General features: G+C 60.6%; 22 protein-coding genes. 7 read left to right on the top strand and 15 right to left on the bottom strand.

The features are described from left to right. The first annotated feature begins 56 nt into the window (after positions 1-56). Positions 57-2,267: a glycogen debranching protein GlgX gene (glgX, locus tag JO965_RS08295; RefSeq protein WP_246776780.1), complete on the top strand. Its 2,211-nt coding sequence runs from the start codon at positions 57-59 to the stop codon at positions 2,265-2,267. A gap of 15 nt (positions 2,268-2,282) precedes the next feature. Here the strand turns inward: glgX and glgA are convergent, their stop codons facing one another. The 3 genes from glgA to JO965_RS08280 form a co-directional block, all read right to left on the bottom strand. Continuing rightward, positions 2,283-3,731, bottom strand: a complete 1,449-nt coding sequence (gene glgA / locus JO965_RS08290; protein ID WP_203443207.1) for a glycogen synthase GlgA — start codon at positions 3,729-3,731, stop codon at positions 2,283-2,285. Beyond that, a complete protein-coding gene (glgC, locus tag JO965_RS08285; RefSeq protein WP_246776861.1) occupies positions 3,728-4,966 on the bottom strand; it encodes a glucose-1-phosphate adenylyltransferase in 1,239 nt (412 codons plus the stop codon). The genes glgA and glgC overlap by 4 nt, the downstream gene beginning before the upstream one ends. Before the next feature lie 195 nt (positions 4,967-5,161). Next, positions 5,162-5,485, bottom strand: coding sequence for a DUF2934 domain-containing protein (locus JO965_RS08280; RefSeq protein WP_203443205.1), 324 nt, complete (start codon positions 5,483-5,485; stop codon positions 5,162-5,164). A gap of 505 nt (positions 5,486-5,990) precedes the next feature. Here JO965_RS08280 and JO965_RS08275 point away from each other — a divergent pair. Next, complete coding sequence (locus tag JO965_RS08275) at positions 5,991-7,496, top strand: phospholipase D-like domain-containing protein (RefSeq protein WP_203443204.1); 1,506 nt, start codon at positions 5,991-5,993, stop codon at positions 7,494-7,496. Between the two features lie 3 nt (positions 7,497-7,499). Here the strand turns inward: JO965_RS08275 and JO965_RS08270 are convergent, their stop codons facing one another. From JO965_RS08270 to JO965_RS08260, 3 genes are all read right to left on the bottom strand, one after another. Further along, positions 7,500-8,444 (bottom strand): lysylphosphatidylglycerol synthase domain-containing protein, encoded by a 945-nt coding sequence (locus tag JO965_RS08270; protein WP_203443203.1) that lies wholly within the window; start codon positions 8,442-8,444, stop codon positions 7,500-7,502. Positions 8,445-8,547: 103 nt separating this feature from the next. Then, on the bottom strand, positions 8,548-9,321 hold the full coding sequence (locus JO965_RS08265) for an endonuclease/exonuclease/phosphatase family protein (protein WP_203443202.1): 774 nt from the start codon (positions 9,319-9,321) through the stop codon (positions 8,548-8,550). Between the two features lie 147 nt (positions 9,322-9,468). Further along, a complete protein-coding gene (locus tag JO965_RS08260; protein WP_203443201.1) occupies positions 9,469-10,605 on the bottom strand; it encodes an O-antigen ligase in 1,137 nt (378 codons plus the stop codon). Positions 10,606-11,344: 739 nt separating this feature from the next. Here JO965_RS08260 and serA point away from each other — a divergent pair. The 3 genes from serA (at position 11,345) to JO965_RS08245 (ending at position 14,102) form a co-directional block, all read left to right on the top strand. After that, entirely contained in the window at positions 11,345-12,592 is a 1,248-nt protein-coding gene (serA, locus tag JO965_RS08255; protein ID WP_203443200.1) for a phosphoglycerate dehydrogenase, read from the top strand. Positions 12,593-12,981: 389 nt separating this feature from the next. Further along, positions 12,982-13,287, top strand: coding sequence for a hypothetical protein (locus tag JO965_RS08250; RefSeq protein WP_203443199.1), 306 nt, complete (start codon positions 12,982-12,984; stop codon positions 13,285-13,287). Between the two features lie 209 nt (positions 13,288-13,496). Beyond that, on the top strand, positions 13,497-14,102 hold the full coding sequence (locus tag JO965_RS08245) for a hypothetical protein (RefSeq protein ID WP_203443198.1): 606 nt from the start codon (positions 13,497-13,499) through the stop codon (positions 14,100-14,102). A 15-nt stretch (positions 14,103-14,117) separates the two neighbouring features. On the opposite strand, the gene JO965_RS08240 is transcribed toward JO965_RS08245, so the two are convergent. Genes JO965_RS08240 through JO965_RS08220 form a run of 5 tightly spaced genes read right to left on the bottom strand, consistent with a single transcriptional unit; the run spans position 14,118 to position 18,571 of the window. Beyond that, positions 14,118-14,948, bottom strand: coding sequence for an ornithine cyclodeaminase family protein (locus JO965_RS08240; protein ID WP_203443197.1), 831 nt, complete (start codon positions 14,946-14,948; stop codon positions 14,118-14,120). Continuing rightward, on the bottom strand, positions 14,927-15,076 hold the full coding sequence (locus JO965_RS08235; protein WP_203443196.1) for a hypothetical protein: 150 nt from the start codon (positions 15,074-15,076) through the stop codon (positions 14,927-14,929). Before JO965_RS08235 ends, JO965_RS08240 begins: the two co-directional genes overlap by 22 nt. 13 nt (positions 15,077-15,089) lie before the next feature. Then, positions 15,090-16,052, bottom strand: coding sequence for a pyridoxal-phosphate dependent enzyme (locus tag JO965_RS08230; RefSeq protein WP_203443195.1), 963 nt, complete (start codon positions 16,050-16,052; stop codon positions 15,090-15,092). After that, positions 16,049-17,446 (bottom strand): M20/M25/M40 family metallo-hydrolase, encoded by a 1,398-nt coding sequence (locus JO965_RS08225; protein WP_203443194.1) that lies wholly within the window; start codon positions 17,444-17,446, stop codon positions 16,049-16,051. Before JO965_RS08225 ends, JO965_RS08230 begins: the two co-directional genes overlap by 4 nt. A 12-nt stretch (positions 17,447-17,458) precedes the next feature. Further along, the gene (locus JO965_RS08220) at positions 17,459-18,571 is read right to left on the bottom strand and encodes an aminotransferase class I/II-fold pyridoxal phosphate-dependent enzyme (protein ID WP_203443193.1); all 1,113 of its coding nucleotides are present in this window, start codon (positions 18,569-18,571) and stop codon (positions 17,459-17,461) included. A gap of 182 nt (positions 18,572-18,753) precedes the next feature. On the opposite strand from JO965_RS08220, the gene JO965_RS08215 reads away from it, so the two are divergent. After that, complete coding sequence (locus tag JO965_RS08215) at positions 18,754-19,869, top strand: aminotransferase class I/II-fold pyridoxal phosphate-dependent enzyme (RefSeq protein WP_203443192.1); 1,116 nt, start codon at positions 18,754-18,756, stop codon at positions 19,867-19,869. 5 nt (positions 19,870-19,874) lie between these two features. Further along, complete coding sequence (locus JO965_RS08210; protein ID WP_246776779.1) at positions 19,875-20,507, top strand: transcriptional regulator; 633 nt, start codon at positions 19,875-19,877, stop codon at positions 20,505-20,507. Here JO965_RS08210 and JO965_RS08205 read toward each other — a convergent pair. From JO965_RS08205 to JO965_RS08190, 4 genes are all read right to left on the bottom strand, one after another. Continuing rightward, positions 20,498-21,331, bottom strand: coding sequence for an inositol monophosphatase family protein (locus JO965_RS08205; protein WP_203443190.1), 834 nt, complete (start codon positions 21,329-21,331; stop codon positions 20,498-20,500). The genes JO965_RS08210 and JO965_RS08205 overlap by 10 nt on opposite strands. 31 nt (positions 21,332-21,362) lie before the next feature. Next, positions 21,363-22,199 carry an aldo/keto reductase gene (locus JO965_RS08200; RefSeq protein ID WP_203443189.1) on the bottom strand — a complete coding sequence of 279 codons (837 nt, stop codon included), beginning with the start codon at positions 22,197-22,199 and terminating at the stop codon, positions 21,363-21,365. 107 nt (positions 22,200-22,306) lie between these two features. Beyond that, a complete protein-coding gene (locus JO965_RS08195) occupies positions 22,307-23,287 on the bottom strand; it encodes a S1C family serine protease (protein ID WP_203443188.1) in 981 nt (326 codons plus the stop codon). Between the two features lie 172 nt (positions 23,288-23,459). Then, a complete protein-coding gene (locus JO965_RS08190) occupies positions 23,460-23,672 on the bottom strand; it encodes a hypothetical protein (RefSeq protein WP_203443187.1) in 213 nt (70 codons plus the stop codon). Positions 23,673-23,752: the final 80 nt, after the last annotated feature.

Here is a 23,752-nt window from a genome sequence, read left to right as displayed (position 1 = left end):
GCTCGCGCGTTGATGACATGAAGGTTTTTCTCCGTTTGGCTTTTTGAGATTCCCGAATGAATGACAAGGTCGATACCAGTGAGCTCTCGGCAGCTCAGATCGTTGCTCCGAACATGAGGCGCACATCGCGCGTGCGCGAAGGTTTACCCTACCCGCTTGGAGCGACCTGGGATGGACTGGGTGTCAACTTCGCGATCTTTTCTGCCAATGCCACCAAGGTCGAGCTCTGCCTGTTCGATCTGGAAGGCCTCAACGAGCTGGAGCGGGTCGAGCTGCCGGAATACACGGATGAGGTCTGGCACGGCTACCTGCCGGATGCGCGTCCGGGGACGACATATGGCTACCGTGTTTACGGCCCCTATGAGCCTAAGGAGGGTCACCGCTTCAACCCGAACAAACTCCTTCTCGATCCCTATGCACGGCAGCTTGTGGGCGACCTTATCTGGAATCCTGCGCTGTTCGGCTACATCATCGGATCACCGGATGCCGATCTGTCCTTCGACAAGCGCGACAGCGCGCGCTTCATGCCCAAATGCCGCGTCGTTGAATCGGCCTTCACCTGGGGACGTGTGCGCCGGCCGCAAATTCCGTGGGAGCGCACGATCGTTTATGAAACGCATCTGCGCGGCTTCACCATGCAGCACCCGGCCGTCCCCAGGGAGCTGCGCGGCACCTTCTCCGGCCTGATGCAGCATGAAGTGATCGAGTATATCAAGAACCTCGGCGTCACCGCCGTCGAGTTGCTTCCCATCCACGCCTTCGTGGATGACAGTTATCTCATTGAGAAGGGTTTGCGGAACTACTGGGGCTACAACACCATCGGATACTTCGCGCCGCAGCCGCGCTATCTTGCAACGCCCTTCGTGAACGAAGTGAAGGAGATGGTGAGCCATCTTCACGATGCCGGGATCGAGGTCATTCTGGATGTGGTCTACAATCACACGGCCGAAGGTAACGAGCTTGGACCGACCCTGTCCTTCAAAGGGATCGACAACGCATCCTATTACAGGCTTGCTCCCGACAAGCGCTACTACATTAACGACACCGGTACCGGGAACACGGTCAATCTCAGCCATTCCCGCGTCCTGCAGATGGTCACGGACTCTTTACGCTACTGGGCGCAGGAGGTGCAGATCGACGGCTTTCGATTCGATCTCGCGACCATTCTCGGCCGCGAGCCGCATGGCTTCGATGAGGACGGACGTTTCCTCGATACCTGCCGTCAGGATCCCGCGCTCAGCCAGGTCAAGCTCATTGCCGAGCCATGGGATTGCGGCCCTGGTGGCTACCAGGTCGGCCGTTTCTCACCCGGATGGGCGGAATGGAACGACCGTTACCGCGACACGGTACGAGCCTATTGGAAAGGCGATGAAGGGAAGCTTCCGGAACTCGCCTCGCGTCTCACTGCGTCGGCGGACATTTTCAGCAAGCGTGGACGCAGACCCTGGGCTTCCGTCAACTTCATCACCGCCCATGACGGCTTCACGCTGAACGATCTCGTGTCCTACAATGAGAAGCACAACGAGGCGAACGGCGAAGACAACAAGGACGGGCACGATCACAACTTGTCCTTCAACAATGGTGTAGAAGGACCAACGGACGATCCGAAGATCCATACACTGCGCCTGCGTCAGATGCGCAACATGCTCGCCACCCTGCTCTTCTCGCAGGGAACACCCATGCTGCTTGCGGGCGACGAATTTAAGCGAACTCAACAGGGGAACAATAATGCCTATTGCCAGGATAACGAGATTTCCTGGATCGACTGGGAGGGGATCGATGAGGATGGCATCGAGCTTCTCGAATTCACCCGCAAGCTCATCCGGTTGCGCCAGGACCTCCCTATCCTCCGAAGAGGACGGTTCCTGTCCGGCGTCTACAACGAGGAACTCGACGTCAAGGATGTGACGTGGCTCACACCCGCCGGAGATGAGATGACGCCAGAGCACTGGCAAGATCCGAATGCCCGCTGCATCAGCATCCTGCTCGATGGTCGCGCCCAGCCGACAGGCATCCGCCGGCGAGGCACGGACGTGACCCTGCTGCTGATTCTGAATGCGCATCATGATGTGGTGAAGTGCATATTACCGGAGGTGATAGGCGGAGAGGCCTGGATGTGCCACATCGATACCAATCAACCCGATCTGGACGCACCCACTGAATTCAAGTTCCGCAAGGAATATACCGTGACCGCCCATTCCCTGCTTCTCTTCCAGCTCAAGCCGGAGAAGCAACGCAAGCCGGAGAGGAAAAGGAAAGGCTCTTGATCGGGCGCTTTTTTCTCATGCTCGAAGACACGAGCGGTAGAGGCTGACATATTGCCTTGCAGGGCGATGCCAGCTCACATCGGCTCCCATGCCGTTCACCTGCAGACGCTGCCACGCGCTCTTGTCGCGCCATAAGCTTTTCGCCCGGTCGAAGGCATCCAGGGCTCCGCCAAGATTGACAGGCCCGAACTGGAAGCCCGTTGCGGCACCGGCGGCGACGGCCATCTCGTTGGCATCGATGATCGTGTCGGCCAGCCCGCCCACGCGTGAGACGATGGGGATGCTTCCATAGCGCATGGCACAGAGCTGCGTCAGACCGCAGGGCTCGAACCGCGACGGGACGAGAAGCGCGTCGCTCCCGCCTTGAATCTGATGAGCGAGCGCTTCGTCATAGCCGATAAAGCAGCCGACCTGACCAGAATAAACGAGACGTGCAGTCTGGAAACTGTCCTCCAACGCTTTGTCTCCCGCCCCTAAAAGGGCCAATTGGGCCCCATCCGCGAGCAGCCGTGAGAGGCCAGCAAGCACGAGATCGAGGCCCTTCTGCTCCGACAGACGGCTGACGACACCGAACAGAAGCGCCTCGGGATTGGGGTTTAGCCCCAGCCGTTCCTGCAATGCTCTCTTGTTGACAGCCCGTGCTTCGAGACTGTTGCGGTCGTAAGGCTGCGCAAGGTGGGGATCCGTTGCTGGATCCCACACCTTATCATCGATTCCGTTGAGAATGCCGGATACGACACTTGCACGAGAACGCAATAAACCATCGAGAGCCATTCCGCCCTCGGGGGTCTGGATCTCCTTGGCGTAGGTCGGAGACACCGTGGTGATGTGATCCGCGAGCTGCAAGCCCGCCTTCAGAAAGCCGATCTGCCCATAATATTCGACTCCATCCACCGTGAAGACGCTGGTGGGGAGGCCAAGCTCAAAGAGAAGATCAGCCGGGAAGACGCCCTGAAAAGCAATGTTGTGAATGGTGATGATAGTGCCGGGGCGCGGGCTGTCGGTGAGGCTCAGATAGACCGGCACGAGGCCGGCCTGCCAGTCATGGGCATGGATGACATCGGGAACGAATCCGGGCGTTAGCCCCTGCCCGATATCAGCCGCAGCCCGTCCGAGCGCCGCGAAACGCCGGGCGTTGTCGGGCCAATCCCGGCCGTTCGGCGCGAGATAGGGCGAGCCGGGGCGCTCGAAGAGATGGGGAGCATCGATGACGAAGAGGTCGAGCGCTCCTGCCCTTCCGGACAGAAGATGTGCCAGACCGCCGAAGAAGCTGGGATAGGTGTGCAGGACTTCCGGCCGCTCCAGAGCCTTCATTACGGCGGGATAGCCCGGGACGAGCGTAATGACCGTCACGCCTTCTTCTGCAAGCGCGGACGGCAAGGCGCCCGCCACATCGGCCAATCCGCCTGTCTTGATAATGGGAAAGACCTCTGACGCAACAGACAGAACGTTCAGAGGCTTCATCCGGATAGTCTCTCGATCATCGGCTTCGTGATGAGACAGACGCCCTTCTCGGTTCGGCGGAATCTTTGGGCATCCTTTTCAGGATCCTCACCAACCACTAGCCCATCCGGGATGCGTACGCCGCGATCGATCACGACGTTCCGCAGCCGGGCCCTGCGGCCGATCTCAACGAAGGGAAGAATGACTGCTCCCTCGACATCGGCATGGGAATGCAGATGCACGGCCGTGAAGACGAGTGACCGGCGCAGAGCCGCACCGGAGACGATGCAGCCACTCGAAACCAGTGAGTTGATGGCGTTTCCGCGCCTGCCATCCTCATCGTGAACGAATTTTGCTGGCGGCCATGTCTCGGAGAAGGTCGAAATCGGCCAGTCGCGATCATAAAGGTCGAGAGACGGGACGATAGCGGTCAGATCGATATTGGCCTCCCAATAGGCATCGACCGTGCCCACGTCGCGCCAATAGGCCTCCGCATCACTGCCGCCGGCTTCGGCACCCGAGCGAACGCAGGAGCGTGTAAAGCGGTGCGCTACTGCTTTTCCGTGCTGCACCAGATAAGGGATGATGTCCTTGCCGAAGTCCCGGTTCGAACCCGGTGTGGCGGCATCGCGCTGCAATTGCTCGAACAGAAACTGGGTATTGAAGACGTAGATGCCCATGCTTGCCAGCGCCATGTCCGGCTTGTCGGGCATGCCTGGCGGATCTGCGGGCTTTTCGAGGAACGAGACGATGCGGTCCGTCGCGTCGACGGCCATCACGCCGAATCCGGTCGCCTCCATGCGTGGCACCTCGAGACAGCCGACGGTCACATCGGCTCCCGAGTCGACATGCTGGCGCAGCATGATCTCGTAATCCATCTTGTAGATATGATCACCGGCCAGGATGATAATGTATTCTGGGCCATTGCTCGCAATGATGTCGATGTTCTGATACACCGCGTCGGCCGTTCCCTCGTACCACATGGTCTCGGATACGCGCTGGCTGGCCGGCAAAATATCGAAGCTCTCGTTGCGTTCAGCCCGGAAGAAGTTCCAGCCGCGCTGGAGATGACGGATGAGGCTATGCGCCTTGTACTGCGTCGCCACCCCAATGCGCCGGATGCCGGAATTCAGTGCATTCGACAGGGCAAAGTCGATGATCCGTGTGTTGCCGCCGAAATAAACGGCGGGCTTGGCGCGGATATCGGTCAGTTCCATCAATCGACTGCCGCGTCCACCGGCGAGAATGTATGCCATCGCATGGCGGGCGAGAGGGGCGTAGAAAACGCTGGAATTAGGCAAGACCGGGTCCTCACATCAACGGCAGCCACCTGCCCGCTCTGTAGACGCTGAAGCCGATCACAAGTTCTTAGCGCGTGTTCCGGTTTCAGTTTTACTCCTGCCCCCGAGCCTCCGGCCGTACCGGTCGAAGGCCCATGTCAGCTCTTTCATTCAAGTCGCTCGGGTCGTGCGCTTGCGCTTCGGTGGCACGATGGGCGTCTCGCCTTCTGCAACAGGAGCGGCCGCAGGGCTGCGCTTTTTGCGAGTTTTCGGCGCTACCGGGGCGGGAAGTTCTTCATCCGCCGTCGCGCTCGTCATGCCAAGAGGCGCCGGGTCGACGATCGGCGCCTTCGTGCCCCCCACCTCATCGCCCTCGCCGAGAATTTCCTGCTCTGCCTGGTACCAATATTCATCGGCGCGGCCATGAATACTCCCGTGCCGCATCCAAAGCTCATATGCCCGTTCACGGATTCTTTCTTCGAGGTTCTTGTCCATAATCGCCCTACGTCCTGATGCGTGCCTCGCCCTGACGACGCGCCAAGCGAACTGGTCTTGCACTCCAGCCACAAGGTTACGCGTTCATCGGAAATGAACTATGTAAATTATTAGGCAGCTCCCGCGAATGGCAACGGCTGCACGCTCAATCTGCGGCAAATGTTTGCCCAGCGCATGGTGCGAAAAGGTGGGTCCACTTTTGGGTCCGATGCTCATCAAAGCTGGCGCATTGTTGGACGCATTGTTGGACGCGATCCGAGGAGCCGCACGATGCGCTAGGGATGAAACGGTGTCAGCTGAAGATTTCATCCATCTCCCAACCGGATCTCCCAACCGGATCGGGACATGTGCAGCCTTACAATTTCCAAAGGTTTGCCTCGAGACCGACCGTCGGACGACAGATCACTAGCGGATGCAGATCTGAGCAGCCGGGATGCAAATCCGGGATTGAGCGGCCGGAACCTTGGCTTCAGTCCCGAGTTGGCAAGATATTCCGCCCAAAAACGTGGCTGACGTGCAACTTTTGGAAGAAACGACGAGCAGGCAGGCACTCGACATCGCCCGCGAGCCCACGCAGGTCCCGGCAGGTCCGATCCTGCGTCCGGGGCAGAATTGCTGGCGCGTGGCTCAGGCCGACAGGGCCAGCGTTCTGATCGACGGGGCTCCCTATTTCGCTCATCTCGAATCTGCATTGCGGAAAGCTCAACGGTCAATCCTCATTATTGGGTGGGATTTCGATGGCAGCATCCGCCTTCGCCCGGATGCCAGTCCCGAGGATTCTCCGCCGCTCGGCCCGTTCCTCCGATCGCTTGTCGAGGAACGGCCTGATCTGGAAGTCAGGATTCTCGTCTGGAGCATCGCCATCGTCCATGCGCCAGGCGCGCCAGGCCCGCTGATCTTCGGCGCAGACTGGCAAAACCATCCGCGGCTACAGGTCAAGCTCGACACGCATCATCCGCTCTATGCGGCCCATCATCAGAAGATCGTCTGCATCGACGACACTCTGGCGTTCGTCGGAGGCATGGACCTGACCGTCGAGCGCTGGGACACCTGCCGCCATGCCTGTGACGATCCGATCAGGCTGAAAGACGACGGAAGCATCTACGAACCGGTTCACGATCTCCAAATGGCCGTGGACGGCGACGCTGCGCGGTCTATTGCCGAAATCGGTTATGAGCGCTGGAAGTTTGCGACCGGCGAAGAGCTTACGCCGTCTACGAACGGATCCGCCCCTTGGCCATCCGGCCTCGTGCCCGATTTTCGTAAAGCGCCAATTGCTATCGCCCGAACCTATCCAGCTTGGGGCGAGCAGCCGGCTGCCGGCGAGGCCGCGGCACTGACCCTGGACGCCCTTTCGGCTGCGAAGAAGATGATCTACATCGAAGCACAGTACATGACGGCGCCGTATGTCGGCGACGTTCTCGAGCGGCATCTCGCCGATCCTGACGGCCCTGAAATCGTCGTCATCCAGACCCACGAGTCTCATGGCTGGGCCGAGGAGTTGGTCATGGGCACCAACCGCGACCGGCTGATCCGCCGCCTGCGCAAATGCGACCATCACGACCGGCTGCGCGTCTATTACCCTGTCACCCCCGATGGCGAGGGCGGGGAATGCCAGATCCTGATCCACTCCAAGCTCATCATCATCGATGACGTGCTTTTGCGCGTCGGATCCTCGAACCTGAACAACCGGTCGATCGGTCTCGACAGCGAATGCGATGCCGCCGTCGAGGCGACGACGGAGGAGATGCGCCAGACCATCGTCCAGCTGCGGAACCGCCTGCTCGCGGAGCATCTGGAGGTCGATCCGGACGTCTTCGCCCGGACCCTTGAGTGCGAGGGAGGATCCGTCATCAAAGCCATCGATCAGCTCAATACAGGTGGACGCGGCCTTCGGGCCTTCACGGCCATGTCGGATAACGGCCCAGACGCGCCGGCGACGGGCACCGGACTCCTGGATCCACTCGAACCCTTCGAGCCTCTGTCCCTGTTCAGGCGGCGTAGGGAATAGGGATCAAGCCTTCGCCCCGATCCCGGTGCCGGCCCCGTAAGCACGCCCTCTGTGACGATAGAACAATTCCGTCACCGCAAACAGAATGCTTCCCAAGCCGAGTGGCACGAGGAAATAGACGAACCGGAACACCAGGAGCGGCCCGATCAGGTTATTCTGCGGCAGCAGATACATGACCACGCTCTCGATGACGCCGAGCCCGCCGGGAACATGGCTGACAAGGGCTGTCGCATTGGCGATCACATAGACGGACGCCACACCGAGATAGGCCACCTCGGCAACAGCCGCGAGCGCCTGATGCAGACAGGCCGCCACGAAGGCAAAGTTGATGGCGCCGACCAGGACCTGCCCGATGGCAAGCTTGAGCGGCGGGATCTCAAGAGTCCAGCGTCTGATCCGCAGCGGCCTTCGTACGATGGCGGAGAGGATCACGTACACCGCAGGCAGCGCAAGGCAGCCGATGCCGAGGGCTATGACGACCGGCTGCGTGAGCCCCGTAATCTCCACCGCCAGTCCGGAGCGCAACAGGAGCGCCGCGCCGCCTAAGATCATGAGGCCAAGTCCGACCGTGATGCCACAGAAGATGATCACCTTGGCGACCTCTCCGGTCCTCAAGCCCCAACGGCTGTAGAAGCGGAAGCGGACTGCACCGCTGCTCAAGGCGGCCAAACCGATATTGTGACCGAGGGACAGGGCCGTGAAGGAGGCTAGAGCCACTTTCGGATAGGGCAGCGGCCGCCTCACGTAGTGCAGGGCCAGATAGTCGAAGAAGGTCAGAGACAGATAACTCGCGGCGGCGAACCCGGCCGCGCCCAGGAGCCTTGGCACAGGCACGGCCGCAACGGCGGCGATCAGCTGGTCCAGGCTGTAGCGGCTGAGCGTGCGGTAGAGCAGGAAGGCTGCGAGGCCGATGGCTGCCGCAGCAATCACATATTTCCAGTTCCGCATTCGCTCTCCTTAGCGTCGTAGGCCCGTTCACCGCGGACGGCACCACTCCAAGGGCTCAACGCGATGAGGCGATGTGCGATCCGTAACGTTGCGGCGAGCCCACCTATTCCTGCGCATAAGCGACGCTCGGCTTGTGCCCCGTGCCATGGGCGATCTGGAACTCGACCATGAGAGGCAGGTGATCCGAGGCGATCCGCGCGAGGGATGTCCGCACGGTTTCGACACGCAGGACGCGGATCGAACGGCTGACGAAGACATGATCGATACGCACGAATGGCAGGCGGGAGGGAAAGGTTGCCTTGGGCCGCGGAAGCTGGGTCTGCACCTGCGCATCCAAGAGACATGAGGCGAGACGCCGATAGACCCTGGATCGAGGGGTGGCATTGAAATCGCCCACCAGGATCACCGGTTCCCGGCAGGCCCGATGGCCGAGCCAGTGCGGGCCCAGCAGGGTATCGGTCTGCGCCAGCCGCTCGTGCCGGCGCAGGCCCAGGTGGGTGTTGATCACCTGCACCTCGCTCCCGCCCAGCTGGATCGAAGCCCAGAGGGCTCCCCTCGGCTCCAGTCGCGGCCTGCGGGCCCATCCTGGAAGCGCTTCCGCCTTCACCAGCTGCGATGGCCGGTGGGTCAGGATAGCATTGCCGTATTCCTCTTCCAGAACCCGCAGGCTGGCATGGAAATGGACGTTCATCCCGAGCGCTTGCGCGATCGCATGGGCCTGATCGATCCCGCCGGTGCGGAGGCGTCCGACATCGAGCTCTTGAAGTGCGACCACATCCGGCTCGTAGGCGGCGATCACATCCGCGATCCGTGAAGGGGAAAGCCGACCGTCCGTCCCGAGACAGCGGTGCACGTTGTAGGTCAGGATTCGCGGCACTTGGCCCCCTGTCTCATCCCTCCCCGCGCATGCGGTTTCTATCTGGAGGGTCTATTCAATCCGATTTGAAGCCAAACTCGGATTGGAGGGGATTGGATCCCACGAAGCCTGACAATTCAGGCAGAGGGGCCCTTCAATCGCTCGATGCTAATCCCGCGGCCTCGAATGGCTCGGATCGAGGGTCAGGAACGCAGTGGCAAGGGCAATCGCGGCAATCCACCAGCCCTGCCAAGCGCCATGGCTGACAAGCGCGATCGCGCTTGTTGACATGAGAGTCATGAGGCCCGCGCGACGGATATCGGCCGGTGCGCCGGAAAGGCTCTTCAGCACCCAGAGGACGAGTGCGGACAAAAGGACAGCGCCGATTGCCCCCAGCTCGACCCATGCCTGCAGGAATGCGTTATGAGGATGACCGACTTTCAGCATTTGCCGGTAGGCGGGGTTGATTTCGGCTGCGACTGGATGGCTGCCCATATGCGGCGACGATGCGAAGCCGGTCCCAAAGATCGGGTAATGGCGGGCGACATCGCTGAAGGCCTGCCAGAGTTCGATGCGCTCCCGCGAGTGCCCTCCCTTGGTCGCCTCGATCGCCTTGTCGGGTACCAAGCTGGCGACGGCGTTTCCGAAGAAGGGCTGAATCCAGATCAGCCCGAGAAGGACGACCGTGAGAAAGCGTTTCACCCAGACGAAGGGGGCGTAGCTCAGCGCGAATGTCCCGGCAGCGGCCAGCAGACCGAGTTTAGCAGCCTCGCTGTCGGAGACGATGATGGTGGCCACGATTCCGAGCAGGAGACCTAAGAAAAGCGCCCGCTGCCTGTGAAAGCCCACCAGGACGAGGACCGGCCCGAGCAGGAGAAACAGCGTCACGACCGGCCTGTTGTGAATGAAAGTACCGATACGCTCGGGGAGAAATCGTCTCAAAGGAAAGTCGAGCAGGAGTTCGGCGGCGATCAACCCTGCGGCGATCAGCATCGTCCTTGCAAGGGCTCCGACCATCCACCGGGGCGGGGGGGCTGCGCGCCAGCTCACGATAAGGGTCGCGCTTGAGACGGCCGGGAGCACCGCCTCGCCCCAAGCAAACAGACCCAGGGCCGGCCTCATCGCCCAACTGAGTGAGATCAGAGGATAGGCCGCCGCACAAAGGACGAGAATGAGGACGCCTGTCCGCTGCCCTGCCAGCACCGCACGATAAGAGCCGATGGCACCGGAGGCGAGACGCGAGGCAAGCACGAAAAGAGCGGCACAGGCTAGAAATAAAGGTGAGGAGCGATTGGCGACCGCCATCGCTATCGGCAGCAGAACAATCAACCCATGGCCGATATTATCCAGATGAGCGCTAATATTTTTATGTTTATCAGAAACCGAACAAGGAGATTTTTCTTCTGAATTTATATGATCAGGCACGCCAGCGGCATTTTTTTGCTTAAGACTTTCTCTATATTCCGCGAACATGCACACTCTCGTTATTCAAAAGCCTAAAATCCGATAATCCCGTTTTCGTGCGCATCGGCACATTGCATCTGACCGGCGCCAGACGAGCAGCGGCTATCAGTAAGCGAGACGCAACAATATTCATAGACCAGCCAGTCCTCCCTGAAACGGTGGAATGTCGCTCCTCGGCAGCATTCTACGATAACCGATCGGCCAAGTTCGCTGCAATGGAAGGGGGAACCTGATGGAATACCAAGCAATGCTTGACATCTGTGGCATGTCGCCCCGGGACCGGGGCTCGCCCGCTGCAGGATCGATAATGGAGCCGACCGCGATGGCTGCGGCTCAGAAATGGAACGGGAGCCGTGCGTACATCCGGCAACGGCTCCCGCCTCCTTGACCGGTCGCCGCTGCAACCGGATTGGCTCATCATATCCCAGACCGACCCGGGCGGGACGGTGCATAGGAGGTATGAGACTCCCTCGCCCGAGGGCACCCTCCCCTCCGGGACATAGGCACGATGCACCAAAAGGGGCTTGCACCACCGCTCCCGCGCGGTATGGCATGCCAGCGCACGCCAAACGGAGCCGACATGTCCGAGATGTTCTCTCTGCAGAAAGACAAGATCCGCGTTCTTTTGCTCGAAGGAGTGAACGACAGCGCTGTCGAACTGATCAGAGGCGCCGGTTACACGAACCTGACCTATCTCAAGGCTGCCCTCGATGAGGATCAGCTGATCGAAGCGTTGCAGGGTATCCATCTGCTGGGCATTCGCTCGCGCACGCAGCTGACGGCCAAGGTTCTGGAAGCCGCGAACAGGCTGATCGCCGTCGGCTGCTTCAGCGTCGGCACGAACCAAGTCGACCTGGAAGCCGCCCGGCATGCAGGCATTCCGGTCTTCAACGCCCCCTTCTCCAATACCCGAAGCGTTGCCGAACTCGTGATCGGCGAGATCGTCATGCTGCTGCGGCGCACTTTTCCCAAGTCCACGGCTGCCCATACAGGACAATGGGACAAATCGGCCGCCGACAGCCATGAGGTGCGGGGCAAGACGCTCGGCATTGTCGGCTACGGCAATATCGGCTCGCAACTCTCGTACCTGGCCGAGGCCATGGGCATGCGGGTCATCTTCTTCGACCAGACCGACAAGCTTCGGCACGGCAATACGGAGCCTGCCGACAGCCTGCATGCCCTGTTGAACCAGAGTGATGTGGTGAGCCTCCATGTTCCCGAGACGCCGGCCACGCACGGCATGATCGGTAAGGCTGAGATCGCGGCGATGAAAAAGGGCGCTTATCTCATCAACAACAGCCGGGGCACGGTGGTCGATCTCGAGGCGCTCGCGGAGGCTCTGAAAAATGGCCACTTACGTGGCACCGCTGTGGACGTGTTCCCTGTGGAGCCCGCCTCGAACAAGGAACCGTTCGTCACGCCGTTGCAAGGGCTCGACAATGTTATCCTGACACCGCATATCGGCGGATCGACGGAGGAAGCGCAGGAGCGCATCGGCGCGGAGGTCGCAAAGAAACTCGTCGAGTATTCCGACGTCGGCACGACGATCGGCGCCGTCAACTTTCCGCAAGTGCAGCTCCCGTCGCGCCCTACCGGTACACGCTATATCCATGTGCATCGGAACGTGCCCGGCATTCTCGGGCGCCTCAACAATGCCTTCTCTCAGCGCGGCCTCAACATCACCGGTCAGCACCTGCAGACGGATGGCGAGATCGGCTATGTCGTGATCGAGGCGGAAGGTCTGCCCGAGCAAAGCCGGGAGACCCTCGATGAGATCCGCACCCTGGACGGAACCATTCGAGCACGGCTGCTCTATGCAAGGGGATAACCTGTGTCATTCCCCTAAGGAGCTTCCTGAAGCATTTGCACGGAAGTCATGGTACCGTCGGATACTCTCCTCTCCGAGGGATATGAGTGCATGCTGTTGGGAGCAGACGTGGAAACGTGATTGCCGATGTTCAGGTGAAGTTGCGTCGCTTCTTGCGGCAGATAGTGGCCAAACTCACCCGCGCAGCGGGTCTGCCTAAGATTGTCGCGGATGAGTCGGAGGCTGCGCCTGGTCAACCGCCTTCCGCGAATGCCGACGTTCATTTGGACGAATCGGATCGCCTTTCATCCGCGCTGCTCTCCGTCAGCAAGTCGCTCCGACGCCATGTTGCCGAAGACTTTCAGCCCCTTGCGCCCTCAAGCATTGAAGATTTGGGACGTCCGAACGACATGAACGCCTCCGTAGATACTCTCGCCGAACAGATGCTGACCCTGGTGGAGATCGTTTCGGCCCAGGAGAGAGACATCAAGGCTCTCAAGGAGCAGTGCCGCCGGCTCGAGGAACACGATCAGGCCATCGCCGTCGCCTTCTCGACCTTCTTCCATGTCCTTTCGGCCGGCCGCGTCGCCAAGCTGAGCGAGATCGCCCATATCCTGAACAACATCATCAAGATCGCCGAACAGGAGGGGCGCCCGCCCGCTTCCATCAAGTTCCTCCAGGATCTCGCCGCCATGCTTCCGGACGATCAGCGCTGAGAAGTGATCGAGACATGCGCCGAAGCGACAGACAATTTCCCTAGCGCATCGTGCGGAAAAGTGGCCCCATCATTAACCACCCGTTAACCATGCTCCTTCACCTTGAGGGAACTGCCACATTGGAGCTGCCGGACGTTTCGGCCTGAGCATTTCGGTTCATCCACACGGCCCATTCGCAACCGAAGCACCAGAGGCGAAGGAAGCTGTTGATGTCGATGGACAGGGCCGAGGCTGCGGTCGAAATGGCGATCGCCAAGCACGTTGCGAATTCCTTTCAGCGGACCAGCCGTGACGGGAAGCCCGACACCATCGTCGTCCAGGTCCGCAACCGCATCACGGACAGCTTTCAACCCAGCGATTTCCAGACCGAACAGGACAACCAGCCGCCTGCGCTCGTGGCACTCTACCGCCGCATCGCTGCCGCTTTCACCCCGACTGCGCGGGAACCTGATACGTCGGAAAGAACATCGCGCCTGAGCGATATCAAGGGCTCTCTTGAAACCCTGCGCGGTGCTCTGCCCTCCATGGCACAAAGGTCCAGGCTCGACCATGCCAGAGGCCATCTCTTGATAGAACGGCAGCAATTGCTCGTGAAGAACGAAATGACGGAAGGTTTCGGACGGATAGAAACCTGGGTCCTCTCCTTCGCATTTCTGGGTCTCGTTCTCCTGGATGCAGTCAGCATCCTTTGGGCCCTGCCCTTTCTTGGTCTGAGCATCTGCAGAGCCTGGTATCTCGACCGGCAATGCAAGCGCCGCCTCAAGAAAATCGCGGATATCGATGCTCTGCTCGGCCGCATCGAGCGGGCAGGCTGATCAGGAATATCGGCCTTATGAACCCTTCAGAATGGCCGACGCCATCGCGATATCCTGAACGGCCAACCCCGAGAAGGTTGAAACGGTAATCTGGCCTGCCCTCACACGCCCTTTCGCCGTTCCCATAACGATCTCGCCGATCTCGACAACCTTGCTCATGGCAGAGATGTCAGTGCCGCAGGCGTGCCCCAGTTCCCCGCGTGATTGGGCCTGGTGCCTGCTGTCTGTCACAACAACGTCGGCGTTGCGAATGATGGCCGCGTCCAACTCCTGCTTATCCGCGCTGTCGGCGCCAATGGCCGTGATATGGGTGCCGGGCCGAATGTCACGCCATTGGAGGAGCGGTGATGGGCTGGCTGTTGCGGTGACGATCAGACGGCAGCGAGACGCAACCTCTGACGGCGATGACACGATCTCGACGGAAAAATCCTTGTCCCGCATCCGTCCCGCATAGGCCGATGCTCGCTCGACATTGCGGCCCCAGACCACGATGCTGCGGCAGGGACGAACGGATTGCAGCAGTTGCACCTGCAGTTCCGCCTGGATGCCGCAGCCGAGGACACCGATCGCGTCAACTCTCTCAGGCGCAAGATGTTTTGCGGCGACTGCGCCGGCTGCAGCCGTGCGCAGATCCGTCAGTCGCCCGCGATCATTGAGCACTGCGGCCAGTTCGCCCGTTTCCCTCTTGAAGACGAGAAGCAGGCCGTCGCTGCTGCTGAGGCCTCTTGCTGGATTGTTCCAGAATCCGGAGGCGATCTTGATCACATAGGTGTCGCCGCTCGTCAGATATCCATACTTGATGTGCACCTCGCCACGCGGATCGGTCAGGAGCAGCTCACCGGGCACCGGAACACCGCTTCGCCACGGGAGAAGGCGGCGAACGCGCCCTCCATCAGACCGACCAGATCGAGACCTTCGAGTCGTTCCTCGATCTGCAGAAGATCGAGAAAAGCAATCGGAGATGCAGCCGCCATCACGCTCATGATCCTAGCCGTTCAAAATAGAGAAGATCTTGTCGCGGTCGAAATTGGCGCCGCAGAGCACGACGACGTTCGTCTGCCCTTTGCAATGTTCGGCAACTTTGAGAAAGCCGGCGAGAGCAAGTGCGGCCGCGCCCTCGACGATCTGGTTCTCCTTGAAGGCGAGATCCTTGAGAGCGTCAACAATCTCGGCCTCCGTGCATGTGACGACCTCGTCGATGACGGAGAGCGCGAGCGGCAGCGTGATGCTGTCATCGTCCATACCCCCGGCAACGCCGTCGGCCAGCGTATCGAGATGCCCGGTCTCGACCACACGTCCTGCTGCCATGGATGCAGCGAGAGCGGCCGAATTCTGGGCCGCCACACCGTAAATCCGCGTGTGCGGGCTGAAGCTCTTGAGCACGGAGCCGATGCCGCCGATCAGACCGCCGCCTCCCATGGCAACGAAGATATTGTCAATGCTCTCGGCCTGTTCGAGCAATTCCAGGCCTATCGTTCCCTGCCCGGCAACGATCTCGGGATCGTTATAGGGGGAGACATAAGCCAAGCCGTGTGAGACTGCCTCCTGCTGCGCGTAAACTTCTGCCAAACCGCTCTCGGCGCCGTGCAGGATCACATCCACATTGAAGGAACGGATCCGTTCGAGCTTGGCCCGGGCAACATTCTCCGGCAGCACAACGGTCAAGGCCTGACCGATGGAGCTCGCAGCTTGGGCCGATGCGATGCCATGATTGCCGGACGATGCCGTGATGACTCTCCGGTCGAGCCCGAGCGACGTCATCTTGCTCGCAGCGCCCCGGATCTTGAAGGAACCCGTGAGCTGAAAGTTCTCGGCCTTGAAGAAAACGGAGGATTCTGTGTCACGGCCGATCTGACGAGATGGCAGCAGAGGGGTCTCGAAGACATGCGGGCGGATGCGCCGACGCGCCTGGACCGACCGTGCGGCGGATTCGAGAACGGTGTTGTTCATGGTGTCACTCCGTCTGCGGGATAGGCGGACTCCAGGTTAGTCTTCGTCCTCAATGCGGCCGCTCGCTCCGCAAACCTGTCGAAGAGCGCGGCAGAACATTCGATCATCGTCTCGAACTGCTCGATGATGATGTTTTCATTCGGCGAATGGAGCATGGCACCATGATGGGTGATGCCGATACCGACGATGCTCGCCCCGAGTTGCTCGACGAAGGGATGGGCGGTACCGGAGGCCGGTGAACTCGGCTGCACGATGACGGGACGCTCGAAATGCTTCTCCAGAATCTCTTTCGCATCCTGGATGAACCAATGATCCGTCGACGAGCGGACCGGCTTCACGTTGGCATCGTGAACAATGAGTTCGATGTCTTCGAAGCCGTGTCGATCGAGATGGGCGCGAAGGAGGCTCACGACATGCTGCGGATCCTGATCGGGAACGAGCCGGAAATCGATTTTGACGGAGCCTTCGGCCGGCAGCACAGTCTTGGCCCCCTCCCCCGCATAGCCGCCAGCGAAACCGTTGACGTTCATGCACGGTTCGAAATTCATCGCCCGATAGAAGTTCGCTTCGTCGATGCCATCCAGAACCTGCTGTCCGCCCGTTGCCTCGACCAGGCTGCCGAACGGAAAGGGAGGTTTGGTCACGAGATCCCGATCCTCCTGCGTCGGCTGCCGGATGGCATCGTAGAAGCCATCGATCAGAATGCGGCCCGATCTGTCGCGCAGGGAAGCCGTTGCGGCGGAAAGCCGCCACAGCGGGTTGTCGAAAACCGCGCCGAGGCTCGAATGCAGGTCGGCCTTGGCCGTCCTGCAGCGTAGCTCGACGGCCATGACACCCTTGAAGCCGCACAGGACGACGGGACGACCACTCGAGTCGATCTCGCCAGATTCCCACCAGCAGACATCGACCTTTTCGCCCGGAAAGCGCGTTTTGAGAAACGCTTCGAGGGAAGGACTTCCGATTTCCTCCTCACCATCGACGAGCCAGATGACTCTGAAGGGCAAAGGTCCTGGATGCCGCTCCCGGAAAAGGCGCCAGCCTTCAAGTCGGCTGATGAACTCACCCTTGTCATCCGCAACGCCGCGTCCATACCAGCGCCCATCGCGCTCGGTCATTTCGAATGGCGGACTGTGCCACAATGAAACCGGATCCTCAGGCTGAACGTCGTAATGGTTGTACACCATGACGGTCAGCGGACCCTCGCCGATTTCTCCAACGACGAAGTGACCAATATCACCGGGGTGAATCTCGGTTCGGAATCCGGCGCCGCCGAGGAGATCGCGAGCGGCCTCGGCGCATTCAGAAAGGAATTCTCCTCGTGCACTCACCGATGGAATGCCGACGAGGCGCCGGAGATCCTCTCTTGCTCGCACCACATGCTCGTTCGGCAACATCGCGTATGCTCTCTACGCTAAGCCACGCCGGGAGAGGAATGCATCCAGGCGAGCCAGCCCCTCCTCCAGGTGCTCGGTCTTCACGCCGATGCCGATGCGGATATGGCTCTCGATTCCGAACCAGCTTCCGGCGACCACGAAGACGCTTTCCTCTTCCCGCAGCTTGTTCGACAGTTCTTCCGAAGGCATGTCGAAATCGTAATGAAGAAACGCCATGCCGCCGGCGGCCGGGCGCTGCCAGGACCAGCGGTTTCGCTTCTCGACCCAGCGCTCGACGATATCGGCATTCTCGCGCAGCAGGGTTCGCCCGCGTGCCAGGATGCGCTCGCGATTTTGCGGCTCCATGACGGCGGCGCCGAGGATCTGGCTCAAAATTCCACTGCCGATGGTCGTGTAATCCTGCCGCTTGGCTGCTTCGGCCACCACCTCTTCAGGCCCGACGATCCAGCCGAGACGCAGTCCTGGGCAGGCGAAGGATTTCGACAGGCTGCTGGTGATGATGACACGGGAGTAATCGCCGTAGAACGTCCCTGTCTCCGCCCCGTCGATCTCGCCGCCACGATAGATCTCGTCGACCAGAAGCCAGGCACCTAGCTTCTCTGCTGCCTCCAGCAGAGCCTCGCGGCTCCGGCGCGACAGGACGGCGCCGGTCGGATTGCCGGGATTGGTAACCGCGATCAGCTTTACGCCGTCCAGTGCTTTCTTGAGAGTAACCGGATCGACCTGCCAGCCCTGATCGGCGAGCAACGGAAGACGCTGGATGTTCATGCCGAGCGCGCGTCCGAGCCCGTCCACCTGCATGAAGTTGGGAACGGCGAAGAGCACCTTGTCGCCGGGGTCGATCATCGCCATCAGCGTGATCATCGTCGCCTCCGACGAACCGTTCGTCACCAGCACGTTGGAGGCAGAAGCCCCAGGATACCAGCTCGCAATACCGGCCCTGAGATCCGGGCGCCCATCCGTCCATCCATAGCCGAGCGGCAGGCGCAGCAGGGCCTGAGCCTGATCGGCAGGCAAGATTTCCTCGATGGAGCAGGGATGAACCCCGCTCTCGGTGAGATTGATCTCGACGCCGTTCTCGAACAGCGTCTGGTTCCGCTCCATCAGGAATGTATCGAACTGCACCCAAAGGCTCCAATCGGGAATGGGGTAGATGTGGCCAGTTGCACCGAGCCACCATTGTGGCACCCGGCGGATCGGACCATGGCAGCGCGACAATTAAACCGTCAAGTCCAATTTGGACTATGAAGTCCAATTTCTTGGTGCTACAGACCCTGTGACTTGCTTTTCGCAGCGCGGGGATTGCCATGAAGATCGAAGAGTTCACGCTCGAGCGCATTCAGTCGCTCTACGAGAACACGGTTGAGTACAACCTGTCCGACAGCGGCGTGCATCCCTATTCCCTGCGAGAGCTTCTGACGCCCGAGCAGCAGAACCAGGTGCTCGATGTGGAACTCGGCTATGGCTGGACGAACGGCCGCGTGGAGCTGCGGCAGGCCATCACCAATCTTCACCCGAACCGCGATCCGGATCATGTGATCGTCACCAACGGCTCGGCCGAGGCAAACTTTCTGCTCGTGATGTCCCTGCTGGAGCCTGGTGACGAACTCGTGGTCTTCGTCCCGAACTACCTGCAGATCTGGGGCTGGGCCCGCGCCATCGGCGTGACCGTGAAGGAAGTCCTGCTCCGCGAGGAACTCGGGTGGACGCCGGATCTCGACGATGTGCGCAAAGCGGTGTCCAGCCGCACGAAGATGATGACGATCTGCAACCCGAACAACCCGACAGGTGCCGTCCTGTCGCGCGAGACGATGGACGGTCTCGTCGCGATCGCCCGCCAGCACGGCATCTATCTCCATGCGGACGAGGTCTATAAGGGCGCAGAGCTAGAGCAGGATGAGCCCCCGAGCTTCGCGGATCTCTACGAGAAAGCCATTATCACGAGCGGCCTGTCGAAAGCGATGGCGCTTCCGGGCCTGCGTATCGGCTGGCTCGTCGGCCCGGCCCAGGAGATCTACGCCTCCTGGCAGCGCAAGGACTACACCTCGATCACCACGGGTGCGGTGAGCGAATTCGTGGCTGAGATCGCCATACAGCCCGCCAAGCGGCAGGAGATCTTGTCCCGCAGCAAGCGTATCCTGCGCGAGAACCTCGCGCTGCTGCAGCGCTGGGTCGATGCCAACAATGATCTCTTCTCCTTCGTGCCACCCAAGGCGGGCGGCATGGCCTTCATCCGTTATGCCATGCCCATGAATTCGACCGAGCTGGTGCATCGCCTGCGCGAAGAGCGCGGCATCATGCTTCTGCCGGGCGATGTCTATGGTATGGACAAATACATCAGGATTGGCATCGGAGCGCCCGCCCATCATCTGGAGGCGGGATTGGAACGGCTTGCGGCTTTCGTGCGTGTAGAGATGAAATGAACCAGATGCGCCAAACCAGTAGCAAGGTTGCGCTATCGCCCGACTTGACGAGCTATGCGCCGGTCTGCGATGCCATCGCCCTGCTCTTCCAGCCCTATGCGGAAGTGGTGCTCCACGATCTTGCGACCGAGACCGTGGTATACCTCTCCAATCCCTTTTCCAAGCGGGAGCTCGGCGAACCGTCTCTTCTGCACGAGATCGACTTCAAGCCCTCCGACATCATCATCGGGCCTTATGAAAAGGTGAACTGGGACGGACGGCGCATCAAATCGGTCAGCGCCGTCCTACGTACGAATGAGAAAGCTATCGGCATTCTCTGCATCAATGTGGATGTTTCGCATTTCCACGCTGTCATGCAGACGTTGACCGCGCTCGTTGCCGTGCCGCACTCGTCCGAGAAGCCTGCCTCGCTGTTCAAGGAGGACTGGCACGAACGCATCAACGAGTATATTCAGTCATGGACCCGCGAGCGTGGTCTTACCATCGCCGAGATGAGCCGCTCACAGAAGCAGCAGCTCGTCACGGATCTCGCCGGTGACGGAGCTTTTGGTGGACGCAATGCGGCGGCCTATATCTCGCGCGTGCTGGGCCTCGGCCGTGCTACGGTCTACAACTATCTCAAAAAAGATCAGGCCTGAGGCGGGAGAAGCGCATCGCGCAGAGCCTGCCAGCTCTCCTCGTCCGGCGCACTGATGAGACCGCCGCCGCGATTGACGGGGTGGTAAGGCGAACCGTCGAAATGCGCCGTGTAACCGCCAGTCTCGCGGTGGATCAGCCAGCCCGCCGCGTGATCCCACGGCATCACACTCGATGAGAACGAGAAGTGAAGGTGACCGGCGGAGGTCTGGCGATAGGTATGGGCCGAGCATCGGAGATCGGCCGCCATCGCAACCTTCGGCAGATTTCCCGTCACGACAGGGCGGAGATCCTCCGGCAGATACCGCCAAGAGACGTTGCCCGTCATTTGCGACAAGGGCACCGGCGGTGCAACGCGAAGCGGGATGGTGCTACCGTCCGGGCGCTGGATCCAGGCCCCCTCCCCGCGAACGGCCATCGCCCAATCGTCCGAGATCGGGTCCAGGATCACACCGCAGACGATCTCGCCCTTCATCACCACAGCGGCCATGACGCCGAAGAGCGGCAGGCCTGAGGCAAAATTCAAGGTGCCATCGACAGGATCGAGGATAAAGGCGAGTTCGGCGTCGCCGATGCCATCGAGCAGGCTCGCATTTCGGCTGACACCCTCCTCGCCGACGACAATCGCTTTCGGAAACCTGCGCAGAATCTCGGCCTCGATGACACGCTCGGCGGCCTCATCGGCATCCGTCACGAGGTCGAGCTGCGAGGATTTCGTCCGGATGGCATCGGCCGACAGATTCCGGAACCGTGGCAGGATCTCGGCCTGGGCAGTGGTTCTGAGAATGTCCGCAACAGCGAGTGCGTCGGCTCCGGTGAAAGTCATCAACCTGCAATGTCCTTGTTCTCGGAATGGATCAGATCATCTCAAGCGGGCGCTTGCGTCTCGGTGTTGGAAACTCGGCATCGATGGCCTCAAGATCCTCTTTGTCGAGGCGGATCTCAAGCGCTCGATGATTGTCCCTTACGTGATCGGGACTTGAGGCCTTCGGGATCGCGATCACGTCAGGCTTTTGAAGGAGCCATGCCAGGGCAATCTGGAACGGGCTTGCTCCATGCTTCTGTCCGATCCTCTGCAGAACGTCGCCGCGCGGGAGCCTGCCCTGTTCGATCGGGCTGTAGGCCATAAGCGGCATGCGCTGCTCGGCCATCCAGGGGATCAAATCGAATTCCGGGCCTCGTCGCGTCACATTGTAGAGCACCTGATTGGTGGCGCAGTTTTCACCGGCAGGCACCCGAAACAGCTCTTCCATGTCATCGACATCGAAATTGCTGACGCCCCAATGACGGATCTTGCCGGCGCGGCGAAGCTCTTCGAGCCCAGCCACCGTCTCCTCCAGCGGCACGCCTCCACGCCAATGCAGCAGATAGAGATCCAGACGGTCCGTCCTCAGGCGCTTGAGACTGCGCTCGCAGGCCTGCGCGACACCCTGGCGGCTCGCATTGTGCGGATAGACTTTGCTCACGAGGAACAGTCGTTCGCGCTGGTCGGCAAGGGCCTCTGCGACAAGTTTCTCCGCGGCTCCCTCTCCATACATCTCGGCGGTATCGATGAGCGTCATGCCAAGTTCGACGCCAAGGCGGAGCGCTTCAATCTCCTGAGCCCGCCGGCTTGCCGTCTCAGCGATCTGCCAAGTTCCCTGGCCCAGAGCTGGAACGGTATCGCCTCTCGGCAACGTAACCTTCGGACTCATGTCTCAACCTCCATCTGAGGGACGAGTGTCCGTTCACGGTCTGCTCGATTGATCCCCGGAATGGGGCCGCCTGGACTGTTGCAAAGCCGTGCTACAGGCCTTGATGGCTATTGCAGGCGCGGCCCCTTCATGAAGCGGCCACGGTCGGCCGATCTCACCGTCACATCGAACGTATCACCCTCCCGTTCGAGGGTTAGCGGCACATCGACACCGGCGGCGCCCAGGCCCCAGATGGCGCGATAGAACTCCGCCAGCGATGTCACGGGCTGGCCCGCGACCGCATGGATCTGATCCCCGGCCCGCAAGCCCGCGCGCTGCGCCGGAGCATCCCCGGCCAACCCGATAATCGTGATCTGATCATCCTCCGCCTCTGCAACATAGAATCCGAGCCAGGGTCGTGGCTGACTCCTGGTCCGCCCAAGAGTCAAAAGGTCGTCCAGGATCGGCTTCAGGAGGTCGATCGGCACGCTCATGTTGAGGGGCACCACGGTGCCGCCGGACGCCTGATGCTGGAGCTGGAGCGAACCGATGCCGACCAGATCGCCGCGCGGTCCGATCAAGGCGGTTCCGCCCCAATTGGGATGGGCCGGCGCGGTAAAGATGGCGGGATCGATGAGATATTCCCAATAGCCCGCGAATTCCTGGCAGGCGACGACTTGTGCGGCGAGAGAATGGCTCTGCCCTCCGCTGCCTCCGACCACCACCTGATCGCCAGGTTCCAGATGATGGGAATCGCCCAAGGCCAGCACCGGCACGTCGAGGGGTTCGAGCGCCTGCACCAGTCCGAAACCGCTCTCATAGTCGTAAGCGAGCACATGGGCCTGAACGACCCGACCCTTGTTGGTGGTCAGCCAGACTTCCTCGGCCTCGGCGATCAGATAGCCGATGGTGACGACAAGGCCGTCATCCCGGATGACGACGCCCTGTCCCGCCCGTTCCGTCCCGAGCGTCTCGGCCGTGAAGGCGTCGTCAGGAACTCGCGCACGCAGGGAAACCACGGCGGCCAGGGCATCCTTGAGGTCATAGCCGAGGGTTCTCGGGTCAGGCTGGTACTCAGGAGGAATTTCCCATTCGTCGGGTGATTGCATGAAACGCTCCTCAGACCCTCAGGAGAGAGTCTGCACCCTTTCAAATTGGCAGGAAACGCGACGCCTTCAACAGGCCTCCCCCTTTTGGCGCACAAAAAGCCGTGATGTCCGCCCATGCCTGGGGAGCAATCTCGAGACAGACTTTGGCCTTTTCAGCGCTGGAGAGCTTCCGTCATGCGGCCTCGAGGGAGGGCGCCACTGTCATCTCACGGCTGTCACCCCAGACCTGCTCCTGCTTTTTTTCGATCATGCTCAGAGCATGTCGCGCATAGAGGCGAAACTCGTGCTTCAGGACTCGCGACGCAGTTTCCCAAACCCCGGTTTCATTCCGAGCGGCAAAGAACGCCCGAGCGATATGCTCGATTTCTTGGTCCGTCTGATCCATCTGTGTCCCCCACACAGAACCCGCCTTGTGGCTGTACCAGAAACAGTTCCGGCGACAGCTATCTGTAAGGTGTCTGATTT

Source organism: Microvirga sp. VF16 (assembly GCF_016864375.1).
Taxonomy (GTDB): domain Bacteria; phylum Pseudomonadota; class Alphaproteobacteria; order Rhizobiales; family Beijerinckiaceae; genus Microvirga.
The sequence above is the reverse complement of the archived record's forward strand: the minus strand, read 5'-3'. Positions and strand labels throughout refer to the sequence as shown.

Excerpts from the sequence above, each read along its gene's own strand:
- glgX (WP_246776780.1), top strand. The coding sequence starts at position 57 with ATGAATGACAAGGTCGATACCAGTGAGCTCTCGGCAGCTCAGATCGTT.
- glgA (WP_203443207.1), bottom strand. The coding sequence starts at position 3,731 with ATGAAGCCTCTGAACGTTCTGTCTGTTGCGTCAGAGGTCTTTCCCATT.
- glgC (WP_246776861.1), bottom strand. The coding sequence starts at position 4,966 with ATGGCATACATTCTCGCCGGTGGACGCGGCAGTCGATTGATGGAACTG.
- JO965_RS08280 (WP_203443205.1), bottom strand. The coding sequence starts at position 5,485 with ATGGACAAGAACCTCGAAGAAAGAATCCGTGAACGGGCATATGAGCTT.
- JO965_RS08270 (WP_203443203.1), bottom strand. The coding sequence starts at position 8,444 with ATGCGGAACTGGAAATATGTGATTGCTGCGGCAGCCATCGGCCTCGCA.
- JO965_RS08260 (WP_203443201.1), bottom strand. The coding sequence starts at position 10,605 with ATGGCGGTCGCCAATCGCTCCTCACCTTTATTTCTAGCCTGTGCCGCT.
- serA (WP_203443200.1), top strand. The coding sequence starts at position 11,345 with ATGTCCGAGATGTTCTCTCTGCAGAAAGACAAGATCCGCGTTCTTTTG.
- JO965_RS08250 (WP_203443199.1), top strand. The coding sequence starts at position 12,982 with ATGAACGCCTCCGTAGATACTCTCGCCGAACAGATGCTGACCCTGGTG.
- JO965_RS08245 (WP_203443198.1), top strand. The coding sequence starts at position 13,497 with ATGTCGATGGACAGGGCCGAGGCTGCGGTCGAAATGGCGATCGCCAAG.
- JO965_RS08235 (WP_203443196.1), bottom strand. The coding sequence starts at position 15,076 with ATGGCGGCTGCATCTCCGATTGCTTTTCTCGATCTTCTGCAGATCGAG.
- JO965_RS08230 (WP_203443195.1), bottom strand. The coding sequence starts at position 16,052 with ATGAACAACACCGTTCTCGAATCCGCCGCACGGTCGGTCCAGGCGCGT.
- JO965_RS08225 (WP_203443194.1), bottom strand. The coding sequence starts at position 17,446 with ATGTTGCCGAACGAGCATGTGGTGCGAGCAAGAGAGGATCTCCGGCGC.
- JO965_RS08215 (WP_203443192.1), top strand. The coding sequence starts at position 18,754 with ATGAAGATCGAAGAGTTCACGCTCGAGCGCATTCAGTCGCTCTACGAG.
- JO965_RS08210 (WP_246776779.1), top strand. The coding sequence starts at position 19,875 with ATGCGCCAAACCAGTAGCAAGGTTGCGCTATCGCCCGACTTGACGAGC.
- JO965_RS08205 (WP_203443190.1), bottom strand. The coding sequence starts at position 21,331 with ATGACTTTCACCGGAGCCGACGCACTCGCTGTTGCGGACATTCTCAGA.
- JO965_RS08200 (WP_203443189.1), bottom strand. The coding sequence starts at position 22,199 with ATGAGTCCGAAGGTTACGTTGCCGAGAGGCGATACCGTTCCAGCTCTG.
- JO965_RS08195 (WP_203443188.1), bottom strand. The coding sequence starts at position 23,287 with ATGCAATCACCCGACGAATGGGAAATTCCTCCTGAGTACCAGCCTGAC.
- JO965_RS08190 (WP_203443187.1), bottom strand. The coding sequence starts at position 23,672 with ATGGATCAGACGGACCAAGAAATCGAGCATATCGCTCGGGCGTTCTTT.